This is a genomic window from Pseudomonas sp. 3HC3 (assembly GCF_044904505.1).
GTDB classification, from domain to species: domain Bacteria; phylum Pseudomonadota; class Gammaproteobacteria; order Pseudomonadales; family Pseudomonadaceae; genus Aquipseudomonas; species Aquipseudomonas putida_Y.
In genome coordinates this window covers 78,561-94,745 of record NZ_JADDRH010000019.1, presented here as the reverse complement: position 1 = coordinate 94,745, position 16,185 = coordinate 78,561, and the positions used below count along the sequence as shown (strand labels likewise).

Here is a 16,185-nt window from a genome sequence, read left to right as displayed (position 1 = left end):
GTTTTTTTGTGCGTTCTTGTTGGATGTTTGCACATCTATACTCGAAACAAGCCTCAGGACGCCACCTCGCGTTTGCCCGGCGCTGGCGATCTCGTCCCGACAACAATTCCAAGGAGAACGCAGATGAACGCACCGCAATCCCCTAACAGCACCAAGGTTGAGCAGGTCAAGCTGCTGATCGACGGCCAGTGGGTCGAGTCCAAAACCACCGAATGGCGTGACATCGTCAACCCGGCCACCCAAGAGGTGCTGGCGCGCGTACCGTTCGCCACCGTCGAGGAAGTCGACGCAGCCGTGGCCGCCGCGCAACGCGCATTCCAGACCTGGCGTAACACCCCGATCGGCGCGCGCATGCGCATCATGCTCAAGCTGCAGGCGCTGATCCGCGAACACACCAAACGCATTGCCCAGGTACTCAGCGCCGAGCAGGGCAAGACCCTGGCCGACGCCGAAGGCGATATCTTCCGCGGCCTGGAAGTTGTCGAGCACGCTGCGTCCATTGGCACCCTGCAGATGGGCGAATTCGCCGAGAACGTCGCCGGCGGTGTCGATACCTACACCTTGCGCCAGCCGATCGGCGTATGCGCTGGCATCACCCCGTTCAACTTCCCGGCGATGATCCCGCTGTGGATGTTCCCCATGGCCATCGTCTGCGGCAACACCTTTGTGCTCAAACCGTCCGAGCAGGACCCGCTGTCGACCATGCTTCTGGTCGAGCTGGCGCTGGAAGCCGGCGTACCGGCCGGCGTGCTGAACGTGGTGCACGGCGGTAAGCAGGTGGTGGATGCCATTTGCACCCACCAGGACATCAAGGCGATTTCCTTCGTGGGCTCTACTGAAGTCGGCACGCACGTTTACAACCTCGGCAGCCAGCATGGCAAGCGTGTGCAGTCAATGATGGGGGCCAAGAACCACGCGGTGGTGTTGCCTGATGCCAACCGCACGCAAACCATCAATGCGCTGGTCGGTGCTGCATTCGGCGCGGCGGGCCAGCGCTGCATGGCCACCTCGGTGGCGGTGTTGGTGGGCAAGGCCCGCGAATGGTTGCCGGATATCAAGGAGGCTGCCAGCAAGCTCAAGGTCAATGCTGGCTGCGAGCCGGGCACCGACGTTGGCCCGGTGGTTTCCAAGCGTGCCAAGGAGCGTGTGCTGGGCCTGATCGAAAGCGGTATCAAGGAAGGCGCCAAGCTGGAACTCGACGGCCGTGACGTCAAGGTACCGGGCTATGAGCAAGGCAACTTCGTCGGCCCGACCCTGTTCTCGGGCGTGAAGACCGACATGCAGGTGTATACCCAGGAAATCTTCGGCCCGGTGCTGGTGACCCTGGAAGTCGACACGCTCGACGAGGCCATCGCCCTGGTCAACGCCAACCCGTTTGGCAACGGCACCGGCCTGTTCACCCAGAGCGGCGCGGCAGCACGCAAGTTCCAGAGCGAAATCGATATCGGCCAGGTCGGCATCAACATCCCGATCCCGGTACCCGTACCGTTCTTCAGCTTCACCGGCTCGCGTGGCTCCAAACTCGGTGACCTCGGGCCGTACGGCAAGCAAGTGGTGCAGTTCTACACTCAGACCAAGACCGTTACTGCTCGCTGGTTCGATGACGACAGCGTCAACGACGGTGTGAACACCACCATTAGCCTGCGCTAAGGAGTACGTCATGCGTATCGCATTCATCGGCCTGGGCAACATGGGCGCGCCCATGGCCCGCAACCTGATCAAGGCCGGGCATCAGCTGAACCTGTTCGACCTGAACAAGGCCGTGCTGGCCGAACTGGCAGAACTGGGCGGGCAGATCAGCCCCTCGCCCAAGGACGCGGCAGCCAACAGCGAGCTGGTGATCACCATGCTGCCGGCCGCAGCCCATGTACGTAGCGTGTATTTGAACGAGGACGGCGTACTGGCCGGCATTCGCCCTGGCACGCCGACCGTTGACTGCAGCACCATCGACCCGCAGACCGCACGTGATGTGTCCAAGGCCGCAGCGGCCAAGGGCGTGGACATGGGTGATGCGCCGGTTTCCGGTGGCACTGGCGGCGCCGCGGCCGGCACCCTGACGTTCATGGTTGGCGCCAGTACCGAGTTGTTCGCCAGCCTCAAGCCGGTACTGGAGCAGATGGGCCGCAACATTGTGCATTGCGGGGAAGTCGGTACCGGCCAGATCGCCAAGATCTGCAACAACCTGCTGCTAGGCATTTCGATGATCGGCGTGTCCGAGGCCATGGCCCTGGGTAACGCGTTGGGCATCGATACCAAGGTGCTGGCCGGCATCATCAACAGTTCGACCGGGCGTTGCTGGAGCTCGGACACCTACAACCCGTGGCCGGGCATCATCGAAACCGCACCGGCATCGCGTGGCTACACCGGTGGCTTTGGCGCCGAACTCATGCTCAAGGACCTGGGGCTGGCTACCGAAGCGGCACGCCAGGCACACCAACCGGTGATTCTCGGTGCCGTGGCCCAACAGTTGTATCAGGCCATGAGTTTGCGAGGCGAGGGTGGCAAGGACTTCTCGGCCATCGTCGAGGGTTATCGCAAGAAGGATTGATGCAAGAGGTGGATTTCATCGCGGGCCAGGCGGCCTTCCCTCTGTAACTGCGCACCAGAGGGAAGGGCGTCTGCTTCGCGATTTTTTTCGTCCACGCTTACAGGTATTGCGTGGCCGTTGCAGGCGCGGGTTCATCCGCGAATGCTGCAGAAGCCTCACCGCCGCATTCGCAGGTAAACCCGCGCCTACAAGTCAGGCGAAGACGAAATACTTGCGTACAGTCTCGACCACTTCCCAGGTACCTTTCATGCCTGGCTCGATCACGAACACATCACCCGCTTTCAGGTGTTTCGGCTCTTCGCCTTCCGGGGTGATGATGCAGTAGCCATCGAGGAAGTGGCAGAACTCCCATTTATCGTAGTTGACCTCGAACTTGCCCGGGGTGCAGATCCAAGTGCCCATGATCTTGCTGCCGTCGGCCGACAGGTAGGCATTGAGGTTGACGGTGTGCGGATCGCCGCCGATGCGCTTCCACTTGGTGGCGTCCACGACCGGCGTCGGGCAGGTTTCGCGCAGGACGGTGATGAAATCGGACATGGCACAACTCCTGGTGACTGGCTGAATGACTGGTCACCATAGGCCCAACGGCCGAGCCGCAGTTGCCTGGGCTCGACGTCCAGGTGTCTGGTCGCGCTATGGCAGGCGGTTTGCCTCGACAGTGGGGTGCGCCCCTGCGCGTCAGCCAGTAAAGGTGGCTACCAGTTCTGCGGCATAGCCTGGTAATGCCGCAAAGTCCCGCGCGCACACCAGCAACCGGCGGTTGGCCCATGGCTCCTGCAGCGCCACCCAGTGCAACGGCAGCATGCCTTGCCAGCGCTGCACCGCTGCCAGCGGCACCACACCGATTCCGGCCCCGCCCGCGACCATGCGGATCACCCCATCAAACCCCTCCGCACGCACCCGAACCTGCATGCGTTGCCCTTCGTGCAGCGCTTGCTCTTCCAGGTACAACCCCAATGCACTGACCGCCCCCAGGCCTACATAGCCATGGGCCAGGCTATCGACGAAGCTTGGCGCCAGCGCACTGGCCAGAGGGTGACCCAGCGGTGTCACTAGCACCAGCGGGTCGTCTCGAAACGGCCGGGTCTGCAGGTGCTCGCTGGGGGCTGCGGTGGAAACGATGCCCAGGTCGGCCATGCCTTGGGTAATTGCCTGCACGATGCGCAAACTTGGCAGCTCTTGCACATCCACGCTGACTCCAGGGTTTTCAGCCAGATAGCTGGCCAGCAGTTCGGGCAGGTATTCGGTCAGCGCAGCGGTGTTGCACAGCAGACGCACCTGGCCTTGCTGCCCTTGCGCGTATTGGCCCAGGTCGAACTGCAGGCGTTCGACCTGCTGCGTTATCAGCCGTGCATGCTGCAAGAGTGCCTGGCCAGCCGGCGTTGGTTGTACGCCACGGCGGTTACGTTCCAGCAAGGGTATGCCCAGCGATGCTTCCATGGCGCGAATGCGCGCACTGGCTGCCGGCAGTGACAGATGGCTGCGGCTGGCGCCGGCGGTAATGTTGCCGCACTCCAGGGTGTGCTGGAACAGCTTGAGGTCGATCAGGTCAAAATGCATGTGGCTCTGTCCTGGAAAGAGGCTGGATGAGTATATGGCAGATTCTCACGTTGCCCGGGGTGCGCCATCATCGGCCCATGACTACCTTGCTCGCTTTCTACCAGAACATTGGGCCAGCACTGTCTTTGCTGGTTGTACTGACCTTCCTGCTGGCTGGCGCAGTGAAGGGGGTCATTGGCCTGGGCCTGCCAACCATTGCCATGGGCCTGTTGGGCCTGGCTATGCCGCCAGCGCAGGCTGCCGCTTTGCTGATCGTGCCCTCGACCCTCACCAACCTGTGGCAGTTGGCCTGCGGCGGGCACCTGCGAGGGTTGTTGGTCCGCCTGGGGCCGATGCTGGTATTGATCTTTGTCGGCACCTTGCTGGGCAGCGCCTGGGTGGGAATCAACAGCGGCCCATGGGCTGCGCACGCGCTGGGGGGCGCCTTGCTGGTCTATGCGTTGTATGGGTTGGTCGGCTTGGGCCTGCATGTGAAACCGGCACACGAGCGCTGGCTGGGACCGCTTTGCGGGCTGGTCACGGGTATGGTCACGGCGTCGACCGGGGTGTTCGTGATGCCAGCGGTGCCTTACCTGCAGAGCCTGGGTTTGAACCGTGAGCAGATGATCCAGGCCCTGGGTTTGTCGTTTACGGTGTCGACCCTGGCCTTGGCCCTAGGCCTGGCCGGGCAGGATGCCTTGGGTGGCCGGGCGCTAGGAGCGTCGCTGCTGATGCTGGCGCCGGCCTTGCTCGGCATGCTGGCGGGGCAGTGGCTGCGTCAGCGGATCAGCGCGCTGCTGTTCAAGCGTTGCTTTTTCATCGGCCTGGCCGCACTCGGCGGCCATCTGCTGATCAGCGGCTAGCGGACGAAGCGCTGAGCATGTCGACCCTCTGGATATCGAAATCGCGCTCCAGGTAGTCCATGCGCTTTTCGAAGAAGGCGGCCATGTGCGGGAGGGCCGAGTGCACGTCCAGCGCGGCCTTGTCGGCCCACACTTCGAAGAACACAAACAGGCTGGGGTCCTGCTGGTCGCGCAGCATGTGGTATTCGATGCAGCCGGGTTCCTGGCGGCTTGGCTCGACGTAGGGACGGAACAGGTTTTCGAACGCATCAGCCATTTCCGGGCGGGTTTTGGCTTTGAGGATAAAGGCGAACGGCTCACTCATGGGGCGCTACTCGGTGATGGGGGGTGACGCTATTCTACGGCAATAATGTATTGCTCATTCGTGACTTCTGGTCAATTGTATTTTGCCCCGTCACCGCTGTATCCCGCCCCCGCGAGCCTCTAACCTGCCGGCATCAATTTTTGATTCGGCCGTGGAGGCCAGCATGAAAAAGATCCTTCTGCTCAATGGTGGTAAACAGTTCGCTCACTCCGAAGGCCGTCTCAACGCGACCTTGCACGAAGCGGCCATCGCTCACCTGGACCGCGCCGGTTTCGATGTGCGCCAGACGTTCATCGATGGCGGCTACGATGCCCAGGAAGAGGTGGAGAAATTCCTCTGGGCCGATGTGGTGATCTATCAGATGCCCGGCTGGTGGATGGGCGCGCCGTGGACCGTTAAGAAGTACATCGACGAGGTGTTCACTGCCGGCCACGGCAGCCTGTATGCCAATGATGGCCGTACCCGTTCGGACCACTCGCAAAAATACGGCAGCGGTGGTTTGGTGCACGGCAAGCAATACATGTTGTCGCTGACCTGGAACGCGCCGCAGCAGGCGTTCGATGACCCGAGCGATTTCTTTGAAGGCAAAGGGGTGGATGCCGTGTACTTCCCGTTCCACAAGGCCAACCAGTTCCTGGGTATGACCGGCCTGCCGACCTTCCTGGCTGTGGATGTGATGAAGCGCCCGGATGTGCCGGCGGCGTTGGCAGCTTATGAGGCCCATCTGGACAAGGTGTTTGGCAAGGCACAGTAATTTTATGCCTGTACGGGCCTATTCGCGGGCTTGCCCGCTCCCACAGGTATTACACAGGTTTCAAGGACTTTGCAGTACTTGTGGGAGCGGGCAAGCCCGCGAATAGGCCCGTACAGGCGCCGCTGGACTTGGTCTCGACAAGCGGTTATCTAATCCTTGCACAGACCAACCACAGGCCTAGATGTGAAAACCCGATCCGAAGAACTCCAGGTATTCGTCGCCGTCATCGACTGCGGCTCGATTTCCGCTGCTGCCGAGCAGATGGGCCAGACCCCGTCTGCCGTCAGCCGCACCCTGTCGCGCCTGGAGGGCAAGCTGGGCACCACGCTGGTCAACCGCACCACCCGGCGCATGGACCTTACCGAAGAGGGTCGTTATTTTCTTGAGCGCTCGCGGCTGATCCTGCAGCAGATGGACGAGATGGAAGAGCGTCTGTCGATGAACCGCCAGACCCCGACCGGGCGATTGCGCATCAATGCTGCGGCGCCGTTCATGCTGCATGCCATCCTGCCGTGGATCGGCGAGTTCCGCCGCCAGTACCCGGGCATCGAACTGGAGCTCAACACTGACGACCTGATCATCGACCTGCTGGAGCAGAGCACCGATGTGGCGATCCGCATCGGTGAACTGGCCGACTCCAGCCTGCATGCGCGCAGCCTGGGTTGCAGTCCGGTGCAGGTGCTGGCCAGTCCGGCCTACCTGGAGCAGCACGGCACGCCACGGCAGGTCGAGGAGCTGGCCGACCACTGTCTGCTCGGCTTCAGCCAACCTGATTCGCTCAATCACTGGCCGCTACGCCATGCTCAGGGCGACCGCTGGAGCATCCGCCCGGCGCTGGTCGCTTCCAGCGGCGAAACCCTGCGCCAGCTGGCGCTGGCCGGGGAGGGCATCGTCAGCCTGTCGCACTTCATGACCCACGAAGATATCCGTACAGGGCGCCTGCAGGTGCTGCTGAGCGAGGCCAATAATGGCTACCGTCAGCCGATCCACGCGGTGTATTACCGCAACACCCAGTTGGCGCTGCGCATCCAGTGCTTCCTGGATTTCATCCAGCGCAAGCTGGCCATGTACGCCTGCTGAGTTGCCTGAACGCGACAAATTCTGTCCACAGGCGGCGAAACTTCCGACGGTTGATTGCACAGTCGAAGCGCTTCGGCCTTACTGAGTGCTCGACAAAAACAACACCAAGGAAGTGTCATGCGCATTGTCCCTTTCCAGTACCTGGCTCTCGCAGCCGCGATCCTGAGCTGTTCCTCGGTTTACGCCGCCACCCTGGAGGGCGGCGCGGTGGCCGCCCCCGATCAATATGGTGCACAGGTGGCCGCCGATATTCTGAAAAAGGGCGGCAACGCGGTAGACGCGGCAGTGGCGACCGCCTTCACCCTGGCGGTGACTTACCCGGAGGCCGGTAACATCGGCGGTGGCGGCTTCATGACCCTATTCGTCGATGGCAAGCCTTACTTCCTCGACTACCGCGAAGTCGCGCCCAAGGCCGCCACACGCAACATGTACCTGGACGACAAGGGCGAGGTCATCGAGAACCTCAGCCTGGTCGGGGCACGTGCCGCAGGTGTACCTGGTACGGTAATGGGCCTGTGGGAGGCGCACCAGAAGTTCGGCAAGCTGCCCTGGAGCGAGTTGCTGACCCCGGCCATCGGCTATGCGAAAAACGGCTTCAAGGTGGCAGAAAAGCAGTACCAGTACCGCAACGATGCCCAGGGCATGTTCAAGACCGCGACCAACTTCAACGATTACTTCGGCAACATGAAGGTCGGCGAGCTGTTCAAGCAGCCGGAAATGGCCCAGACCCTGGAGCGTATAGCCGACAAGGGCGTGAGCGAGTTCTATCAAGGCAAGACCGCCGATTTGCTGGTGGCGCAGATGCAGGCTGACAAAGGCCTGATTACCAAAGACGACCTTAAGGATTACAAGGCGGTATGGCGTGAACCGATGGCCGTGAGCTGGCGTGGCAATGTGGTGTATACCGCGCCGCCACCGAGCTCCGGCGGTGTGGCGCTGGCCCAGTTGCTGGGCATCAAGGAAGACCGCGCGGCCGACTTCAAAGGGGTGGCGCATAACTCGGCGCAGTACATCCACCTGTTGGCCGAGATCGAGAAGCGGGTGTTCGCCGACCGCGCCGACTACCTGGGCGACCCGGCCTTTACCAAGGTGCCGGTGGACCAGCTGGTGGCCAAGGATTACCTGGCCAAGCGCGCAGCCCAGGTCAACCCGAAGGCCATCTCCGAGACCGACAAGGTCAAGCCGGGCCTCGAACCGCACCAGACCACGCATTTCTCGATCATCGACAAGCAGGGCAACGCGGTCAGCAATACCTACACCCTCAACCTCGACTACGGCAGTGGTGTGGTGGTGAAGGGCGCCGGTTTCCTGCTCAACGACGAGATGGATGATTTCAGCGCCAAACCGGGGGCGGCGAACGCCTTTGGCGTGGTCGGCGGTGATGCCAACGCGATCGAACCGGGCAAGCGCATGCTGTCGTCGATGAGTCCCAGCCTGATGACCCGCGATGGCAAGGTCGAGCTGGTTATCGGTACCCCGGGTGGTTCACGGATCTTTACCTCGATCTTCCAGGTGATGAACAACCTGTACGACTACGGCATGCCGCTGGACAAGGCGGTGGCGGCGCAGCGCGTGCACCATCAGTTGCTGCCCAAGGACACCATCTACTTCGACAGCTATGCGCCGCTGACCGGTCCAGTAGCTGACGAGCTGAAGAAGATGGGCTATGTGCTGGAGGACCAGGGCTGGGAGATGGGTGACATCCAGGCGATTCGAGTCGATGGAGCGAAGCTTGAGACCGCTTCTGATCCACGTGGGCGTGGGGTGGGGATGATCGTCAAGTGATGCTGTGCAAGCCGTGCTGACGCATGCGCGGGTAAACCCCCTGCTACATCTGTAGGGGCGGGTTTACCCGCGAATCCGGGCGGTCGGTCAGACGCGGAACTGGCTGACCAATGTCTGCAACTGCCCACCCAACCGCGCCAGCTCCACACTCGACGCTGCCGTCTCGTCACTGGCTGCCGCGGTTTGCTCTGACACATCACGCACATTCAGGATGCTTCGGCTGATCTCTTCAGCCACCGCACTCTGCTGCTCTGCCGCCGCAGCAATCTGCTGGTTCATCGACTGGATGCTCGATACCGTACTGGTAATGCTCTCCAGCGATGACCCGGCCTTGCGCGCCAGTTCGACGCTGCTGTCGGTCAGGGTGCGGCTGCCCTGCATGGCGCTCGCCACTTGCTGGGTACCGTGCTGCAGGCCGGCAATCAGCTCTTCGATCTCTTCGGTAGACTTTTGCGTGCGCTGGGCCAGGCCGCGCACTTCGTCAGCAACCACGGCAAAGCCACGGCCTGCCTCGCCGGCGCGTGCCGCCTCGATCGCCGCGTTGAGCGCCAGCAGGTTGGTCTGTTCGGCCACCGACTTGATCACGTCCATCACGCTACCAATCTTCTGGCTTTCCTGCTGCAGCAGGTTCATGGCCTCGGTGGAGCGATGCATGTCTTCGGCCAGGCGTTCGATCTGGCCAATCGCTTCGCCTACCACGCGGTCGCCGGCCCGGGCTTCGTCATCGGCACCGGTGGCTGCATGTGAGGCCTGCTCGGCATTGCGCGCCACTTCCTGTACGGTGGCGGCCATTTCGTGCATGGCGGTGGCCACCTGGTCGGTCTCGACTTTCTGGCTGTTGGCGCCGGCGCTGGTCTGTTCGGTGACTGCCGACAGCTCTTCGGCTGCGCTGGCGATCTGGGTGACGCCATCGCGGATGCCGCTGATCAGATCGCGCAGGGTGGTGCCCATGCGCGCGATGCCTTGCTGCAGCACACCCAGTTCGTCGCGGCGGGTGACGCGCATGTGCTGGGTAAGGTCGCCGCTGGCGATCTTTTCCACGGCCGCCAGGGTGTCTTGCAAGGGGCGAGTGATCTGGCGGGTGATCAGTACCGCCGCCAGCACGCCGACCAGCAGCGCCAGCAGCGTAGCAATGGCCTGTAGGCTGCGGGCCTGGGTACTCTCGATGTCACGGCGCTCTAGCTGGATCTGGTAAAGCGCGTCGCTGCGCTTGACGATGTCGGCGCCCTGCACGGTCATTTCGGCGCGCGAGGTGGTGATGTTGGCAACCGCGTCGCGGAACTGGCGTACGGCGTCACGATAGGCCAGTACCGCGTTTTCGAACTGTTGCAGGCGCGCGTCCTCGCTGGGCAGCTGGCGCTTGAGGTTGTCGGTATCGGCCAGTGCTGCATCCAGCTGGCGCAGGGCGGCCTGTTCGTTGGCGCTGCTGTTGTCGGCGATGTATCCACGCACATCGATGCGTACCTGCAGCAGTTGCTGGCGGGCCTTGCTGATCAGCTGGTACTGGGCCAGACGCACGCTGTCAGCCTCGGGGCGAGCCATCACCTCCCGGCTGAGAGCATCCATGGCCTGGTCGGCGCGGATGGCCGAGCTGTCCATGGAAACGCGCGCCGCGCGGGTGGCGTCGTAGCCCTGGCGCATCTTGTTCAGCGACACCTTGTAGGCGCTGATGGTTTCGCCCAGCTCACCCAGCAGCTTGACGTTCTCCGGGCTTTTGAAGGTGGTGGCCAGGTAGGCCTGCTGCTTGCTGAACGTGTCCAGCTTGGCCAGGGTGTTGGCGGCGGCGGTATCGTCGCCGTTGGCGATCATGTACTGCAGGCGCGCAATGCGCAGATTGGTGAGGTCCTTGTTCAGCTGGCCGATATCACCCATCCAGTTGCTGCGGTCGATCAGGCTGCCCAGGCTGGTCCAGCCGGTGAGGGCCAGCAGGCCGGTGAGGACCAGCACCAGGCCGAAGCCCAGGCCGAGTTTAAGGTTGACGCTGATGTTGGCGAACCAGCTGTTCATGCACGCTCTCCAGAAGTTGATTTCGCTCTCTTGATCTTCGATCGCAAGGCGTTTTTGTTCTGGATGCCCGCTGATTCGTGCAGGTGTTATCGGCCATGATTGTGGAAGCTGAAACGCTTTTTCAGCAAAATATCAGCACGCGCTCTCATTCACTCGCTGTTGGGCCGGGTATCAGAGGGTACGCGCACTGAAGGTATCGCAGCGGTTCACTTCACCTTCGGCAAACCCGGTCTTGAACCAGCGTACGCGCTGCGCCGAGGTGCCGTGGGTGAACGAGTCCGGCACCACGCGCCCGCGGCTTTGCTGCTGCAGGCGGTCGTCGCCAATGGCATTGGCCGCATTCAGCGCTTCCTCGACATCGCCTGGCTCCAGCCAGTTCAGGCGTTTCTGTGCCTGGTAGGCCCATACGCCAGCCAGGCAGTCGGCCTGCAACTCCTGGCGCACCAACAGGCCGTTGTCGCCCTCCATGCGCTGGCCGGCGCGACGTGCGGCGTCGACCTTGGCCGAAACGCCCAGCAGTGTCTGCACATGGTGACCGATTTCGTGGGCGATCACGTAAGCCTGGGCGAAGTCGCCAGCCGCAGCGAAGCGGGTTTCCATTTCGCGGAAGAACGACATGTCCAGATACACCCGCTGGTCCGCCGGGCAATAGAACGGCCCGACCGCTGCCGAGGCAAAACCACAGGCCGAGTTGACCTGGCCGCTGAACAGCACCAGTTTGGGGTCGCGGTATTGCTTGCCGGCTTCGGCAAAGAGCGCTTTCCAGGTGTCCTCGGTGTCGCCCAGCACAGAGGCAACGAACTCGGCTTGCTGGTCGTTAGCCGGTGGCGCCTTGCCGCCCGCACCACTGGGCGCCGTCTGCTGTTGTTGCTGCTCCATCTGGCCGGCAAGCTGGCCAAGAATCTGCAACGGGTCCTGGCCGGTGAGCCAGCCGATACCGACGATCAGCAGGATCGCCCCGAGGCCCAGCCCCTTGCCGCCGCCGAAACGCATGCCGCCGCCACCACCTTCGCCTCGGGCATCGACCACGTTGTCGCTGCGTCGGCCTTTTCGCCATTCCATGAATGCTCTCCCGAGCGTGAAACAAGAAGACAAAGATTAGTTCACGAAGGCGGTACGTGTCAGGCTGAGGTGTCTATACATAACCATTTGGTTATGTATCAAGTGGTCGATTTCAATATTCATCGCGTACCGCCTGCCGGAAACTGCAAGTCCGCCTGCCACGCCCAGGCGTTCTCACAATTCCAAGAGAGGAAACCGGCATGCCCGCCCAGGACAACAGCCGCTTCGTGATCCGTGATCGCAACTGGCACCCTAAAGCCCTTACGCCTGACTACAAGACGTCCGTTGCCCGCTCGCCGCGCCAGGCACTGGTCAGCATTCCGCAGTCGATCAGCGAAACCACTGGTCCGGACTTTTCCCACCTGGGCTTCGGCGCCCACGACCATGATCTGCTGCTGAATTTCAATAACGGCGGCCTGCCAATCGGCGAGCGCATCATCGTCGCCGGCCGTGTCGTCGACCAGTACGGCAAGCCTGTGCCGAACACCTTGGTGGAGATGTGGCAAGCCAACGCCGGCGGCCGCTATCGCCACAAGAACGACCGCTACCTGGCGCCACTGGACCCGAACTTCGGTGGTGTTGGCCGATGCCTGACCGACCGCGACGGCTACTACAGCTTCCGCACCATCAAGCCGGGCCCGTACCCATGGCGCAACGGCCCGAACGATTGGCGCCCGGCGCATATCCACTTCGCCATCAGCGGCCCGTCGATCGCCACCAAGCTGATCACCCAGCTGTATTTCGAAGGTGACCCGCTGATCCCGATGTGCCCGATCGTCAAGTCGATCGCCAACCCGCAAGCCGTGCAGCAGTTGATCGCCAAGCTCGACATGAGCAACGCCAACCCGATGGACTGCCTGGCCTACCGCTTCGACATCGTGCTGCGCGGCCAGCGCAAGACCCACTTCGAAAACTGCTGAGGACCCCGCCATGCCAATCGAACTGCTGCCGGAAACCCCTTCGCAGACTGCCGGCCCCTACGTGCACATCGGCCTGGCCCTGGAAGCCGCCGGCAACCCGACCCGCGACCAGGAAATCTGGAACTGCCTGGCCAAGCCAGACGCCCCGGGCGAGCACATTCTGCTGATCGGCCATGTATACGACGGGAACGGCCACCTGGTGCGCGATTCGTTCCTGGAAGTGTGGCAGGCCGACGCCAACGGTGAGTACCAGGATGCCTACAACCTGGAAAACGCCTTCAACAGCTTTGGCCGCACGGCTACCACCTTCGATGCCGGTGAGTGGACGCTGCAAACGGTCAAGCCGGGTGTGGTGAACAACGCTGCTGGCGTGCCGATGGCACCGCACATCAACATCAGCCTGTTTGCCCGTGGCATCAACATCCACCTGCACACGCGCCTATATTTCGATGATGAGGCCCAGGCCAACGCCAAGTGCCCGGTGCTCAACCTGATCGAGCAGCCGCAGCGGCGTGAAACCTTGATTGCCAAGCGTTGCGAAGTGGACGGGAAGACGGCATATCGCTTCGATATCCGCATTCAGGGGGAAGGGGAGACAGTCTTCTTCGACTTCTGAGGTGAGGCTTGGGGCCGCTCTGCGGCCCATTCGCGGGCAAGCCCGCTCCTACAACGATCTGCGTACGCCGAGCAACGGGCTGTATGCCGATCAATGTAGGAGCGGGCTTGCCCGCGAATGGGCTGCAAAGCAGCCCCGGCGATATAACGATCAGCGGCGAACCAGCAGAACCCCACTTTCCATATGGTGGGTATACGGGAACTGGTCAAACAATGCACAGCGCTCGATACGGTGGGTGTCCTGCAACTGGGCAATGTTCGCTGCCAGTGTTTCCGGGTTGCACGAAATGTACAGGATGCGTTCGAAGCGACGGGTCAGCTCGCAGGTATCCGGGTCCATTCCCGCACGCGGCGGGTCGACGAACACGGTACCGAACTGATAACTCTTCAGGTCGATGCCTTCCAGGCGACGGAACGGCCGCACCTCATTCAGTGCCTGGGTCAGTTCCTCTGCCGACAAACGTACCAGCCGCACGTTATCCACAGCGTTCTCGTCGAGGTTGCTCAGTGCGGCATTGACCGATGTCTTGCTGATTTCGGTGGCCAGCACCTGGCGTACACGCGTGGCCAGCGGCAGGGTGAAGTTGCCGTTGCCGCAATACAGCTCCAGCAAGTCATCCTCACGCTCGCCAATGGCCTCGAAGGCCCAGGTGAGCATCTTCTGGTTCACTGCGCCGTTGGGCTGGGTGAACGCACCCTCCGGCTGACGGTAACTGAACACGCGGCCAGCCACATCGAGTTTTTCCACCGCGTAGTCACGGCCGATAACCAGGCGCTTGCCCTTGGAACGGCCAATGACGCTCACGCCCAACGCGTCAGCCAGTTGCCGGGCTTCCACTTCCCAGGCCTCGTCCAGCGGGCGGTGATAGCACATCGTGATCATCGCATCGCCAGCCAGAGTGGTGAGGAACTCAACCTGGAACAGGCGGTTGCCCAGTTCTTCGCTGGCCTGCCAGGCCGCTTTCAGGCGTGGCATCAGTGCATTGATGCGCTGGCTGGCAATGGGGAAATCGTCGATCAGGATTGCCTTGTGCTTCTCGCCCGGGGCGAACATGGCGTAATGGCGCTGGCCATCCTCGCGCCACAGGCGGAACTCGGCGCGCAGGCGGTAATGCTCGCGCGGTGAGTCGAAAACAGTCGGCTCCGGCGCGCCGAACGGTGCCAGCAGCTCGCGCAGCCGCGCCACTTTGGCGTCCAGCTGGGTGGCGTAGGAGGAGGGGTCGAAAGCAGCACTCATGCGTTGAACCAGCCTAGCTTGATGACGAACAGGATGGAAAGGATCACCAGGGCCGGGTTCAGGTCGCGGTGGCGGCCCGAGATCAGCTTGACGGCGGTCCAGGCGATGAAGCCGAAGGCGATGCCGTTGGCGATCGAGTAGGTCAGCGGCATGGCCAGGGCAGTCACTACAACCGGCGCGGCTTCGGTCACGTCGTCCCAGTTTATTTCTGCCAGGCCCGAGGCCATCAGCACGGCGACGAACAGCAGCGCCGGGGCGGTGGCGAAGGCCGGTACGCTACCGGCCAGCGGGGCGAAGAACAGCGCCAGCAGAAACAGCACGGCAACCACGATGGCAGTCAGGCCGGTACGGCCACCGGCGCTCACACCCGCAGCCGATTCGATGTAGCTGGTGGTGGTCGATGTGCCCAGCAGGGAGCCGGCCATGGCGGCGGTGCTGTCGGCGATCAGGGCCCGGCCCATCTTCGGCATGTAGCCGTCCTTGCCCATCAGGCCGGCGCGTTTGGCCACGGCGATCAGGGTGCCGGAGTTGTCGAACAGGTCGACGAACAGGAACGCGAAGATCACGCTGATCAGGCCCACATCAAGGGCACCGGCGATGTCCAGTTGCAGGAAGGTGGGTGCCAGCGAAGGTGGCATCGACACGATCCCGCCGAACGGCGTGACGCCCATGGCGATCGACGCAACGGTGACGGCCAGGATGCCGATCAATACCGCGCCGCGCACCTTCAGCGACTCAAGGCCGACGATCAGGAAGAAGCCCAGCGTGGCGAGAATCACCGAGGGCTGCTTGAGGTCGCCCATGCCCACCAAAGTGGCTGGGTTATCGACGACGATGCCAGCGTTATGCAGGGCGATCAATGCCAGGAACAGGCCGATACCGGCGGCAATCGCCGAACGCAGCGGCAGCGGAATGCTGTTCACGATCCACTCGCGGATGCGGAATATCGACAGCAGGAAGAACATCACCGCCGACAGGAACACGGCACCCAGCGCCACCTGCCAGGTGTGGCCCATGTGCAGCACCACGGTGTAGGTGAAGAACGCGTTCAGGCCCATGCCCGGTGCCAGGGCGATCGGGTAGTTGGCAATCAGGCCCATGGTGGCGGAGCCGATGGCCGCTGCCAGGCAGGTGGCGACGAAGATCGCGCCCTTGTCCATGCCGGTCTCACCGAGGATGCTCGGGTTGACGAACAGGATGTAGGCCATGGCCAGGAAGGTGGTGACGCCCGCGAGAATCTCGGTGCGCACGTTGGTGTTGTGTGCTCTTAGTTGAAACAGCCTTTCCAGCATGCCCGCTCCCCAAGGCGCCCCCGGCGCCATGAATGTATCGACCCCATCAGCAAAGCACAGACCGTACCGGATGCCGTGGTTTTGTGTGGGGAGGAAAAAAGCCGCGCATCATACCAGCATGCATGGCGGGGGCCTATGGCCGTTGGGGAATGGGTTTTTCTGGCCCTGCGCGGGGAAGG

Annotated in this window: 15 protein-coding genes; 8 read left to right on the top strand and 7 right to left on the bottom strand. The window is 62.5% G+C overall.

The features are described 5' to 3' along the window. The first annotated feature begins 123 nt into the window (after positions 1-123). Positions 124-1,650: a CoA-acylating methylmalonate-semialdehyde dehydrogenase gene (locus tag INQ47_RS21110; protein ID WP_010955322.1), complete on the top strand. Its 1,527-nt coding sequence runs from the start codon at positions 124-126 to the stop codon at positions 1,648-1,650. 10 nt (positions 1,651-1,660) lie between these two features. Continuing rightward, positions 1,661-2,548, top strand: coding sequence for a 3-hydroxyisobutyrate dehydrogenase (gene mmsB / locus INQ47_RS21105; RefSeq protein WP_010955321.1), 888 nt, complete (start codon positions 1,661-1,663; stop codon positions 2,546-2,548). Positions 2,549-2,740: 192 nt separating this feature from the next. On the opposite strand, the gene INQ47_RS21100 is transcribed toward mmsB, so the two are convergent. Then, the gene (locus tag INQ47_RS21100) at positions 2,741-3,085 is read right to left on the bottom strand and encodes a cupin domain-containing protein (protein WP_003251579.1); all 345 of its coding nucleotides are present in this window, start codon (positions 3,083-3,085) and stop codon (positions 2,741-2,743) included. Between the two features lie 141 nt (positions 3,086-3,226). Further along, complete coding sequence (locus INQ47_RS21095; protein WP_252461541.1) at positions 3,227-4,108, bottom strand: LysR substrate-binding domain-containing protein; 882 nt, start codon at positions 4,106-4,108, stop codon at positions 3,227-3,229. A gap of 77 nt (positions 4,109-4,185) precedes the next feature. Here INQ47_RS21095 and INQ47_RS21090 point away from each other — a divergent pair, with 77 nt between their 5' ends. After that, positions 4,186-4,950, top strand: a complete 765-nt coding sequence (locus INQ47_RS21090; protein WP_404702513.1) for a sulfite exporter TauE/SafE family protein — start codon at positions 4,186-4,188, stop codon at positions 4,948-4,950. On the opposite strand, the gene INQ47_RS21085 is transcribed toward INQ47_RS21090, so the two are convergent. Next, positions 4,940-5,254 (bottom strand): putative quinol monooxygenase, encoded by a 315-nt coding sequence (locus INQ47_RS21085; RefSeq protein ID WP_003251589.1) that lies wholly within the window; start codon positions 5,252-5,254, stop codon positions 4,940-4,942. The genes INQ47_RS21090 and INQ47_RS21085 overlap by 11 nt on opposite strands. 163 nt (positions 5,255-5,417) lie before the next feature. Here INQ47_RS21085 and INQ47_RS21080 point away from each other — a divergent pair, with 163 nt between their 5' ends. The 3 genes from INQ47_RS21080 (at position 5,418) to ggt (ending at position 8,873) form a co-directional block, all read left to right on the top strand. Next, complete coding sequence (locus tag INQ47_RS21080; protein WP_020193400.1) at positions 5,418-6,008, top strand: NAD(P)H-dependent oxidoreductase; 591 nt, start codon at positions 5,418-5,420, stop codon at positions 6,006-6,008. A gap of 183 nt (positions 6,009-6,191) precedes the next feature. Further along, positions 6,192-7,088 carry a LysR family transcriptional regulator gene (locus INQ47_RS21075; protein WP_404702506.1) on the top strand — a complete coding sequence of 299 codons (897 nt, stop codon included), beginning with the start codon at positions 6,192-6,194 and terminating at the stop codon, positions 7,086-7,088. Positions 7,089-7,205: 117 nt separating this feature from the next. Next, positions 7,206-8,873, top strand: a complete 1,668-nt coding sequence (gene ggt / locus INQ47_RS21070; protein WP_021784305.1) for a gamma-glutamyltransferase — start codon at positions 7,206-7,208, stop codon at positions 8,871-8,873. Between the two features lie 87 nt (positions 8,874-8,960). On the opposite strand, the gene INQ47_RS21065 is transcribed toward ggt, so the two are convergent. Then, on the bottom strand, positions 8,961-10,922 hold the full coding sequence (locus INQ47_RS21065; RefSeq protein WP_404702512.1) for a methyl-accepting chemotaxis protein: 1,962 nt from the start codon (positions 10,920-10,922) through the stop codon (positions 8,961-8,963). Positions 10,923-11,051: 129 nt separating this feature from the next. Beyond that, positions 11,052-11,942, bottom strand: a complete 891-nt coding sequence (locus INQ47_RS21060) for a neutral zinc metallopeptidase (protein WP_101196261.1) — start codon at positions 11,940-11,942, stop codon at positions 11,052-11,054. A 200-nt stretch (positions 11,943-12,142) separates the two neighbouring features. Here INQ47_RS21060 and pcaH point away from each other — a divergent pair, with 200 nt between their 5' ends. Continuing rightward, the gene (gene pcaH, locus INQ47_RS21055; RefSeq protein ID WP_009682255.1) at positions 12,143-12,862 is read left to right on the top strand and encodes a protocatechuate 3,4-dioxygenase subunit beta; all 720 of its coding nucleotides are present in this window, start codon (positions 12,143-12,145) and stop codon (positions 12,860-12,862) included. 10 nt (positions 12,863-12,872) lie between these two features. Continuing rightward, the gene (pcaG, locus tag INQ47_RS21050; RefSeq protein WP_010955312.1) at positions 12,873-13,478 is read left to right on the top strand and encodes a protocatechuate 3,4-dioxygenase subunit alpha; all 606 of its coding nucleotides are present in this window, start codon (positions 12,873-12,875) and stop codon (positions 13,476-13,478) included. Positions 13,479-13,628: 150 nt separating this feature from the next. Here the strand turns inward: pcaG and trmA are convergent, their stop codons facing one another. Then, positions 13,629-14,714 (bottom strand): tRNA (uridine(54)-C5)-methyltransferase TrmA, encoded by a 1,086-nt coding sequence (gene trmA, locus INQ47_RS21045; protein ID WP_404702505.1) that lies wholly within the window; start codon positions 14,712-14,714, stop codon positions 13,629-13,631. After that, positions 14,711-16,006 (bottom strand): NCS2 family permease, encoded by a 1,296-nt coding sequence (locus INQ47_RS21040; protein WP_404702504.1) that lies wholly within the window; start codon positions 16,004-16,006, stop codon positions 14,711-14,713. Before INQ47_RS21040 ends, trmA begins: the two co-directional genes overlap by 4 nt. Between the last annotated feature and the right edge of the window lie 179 nt (positions 16,007-16,185).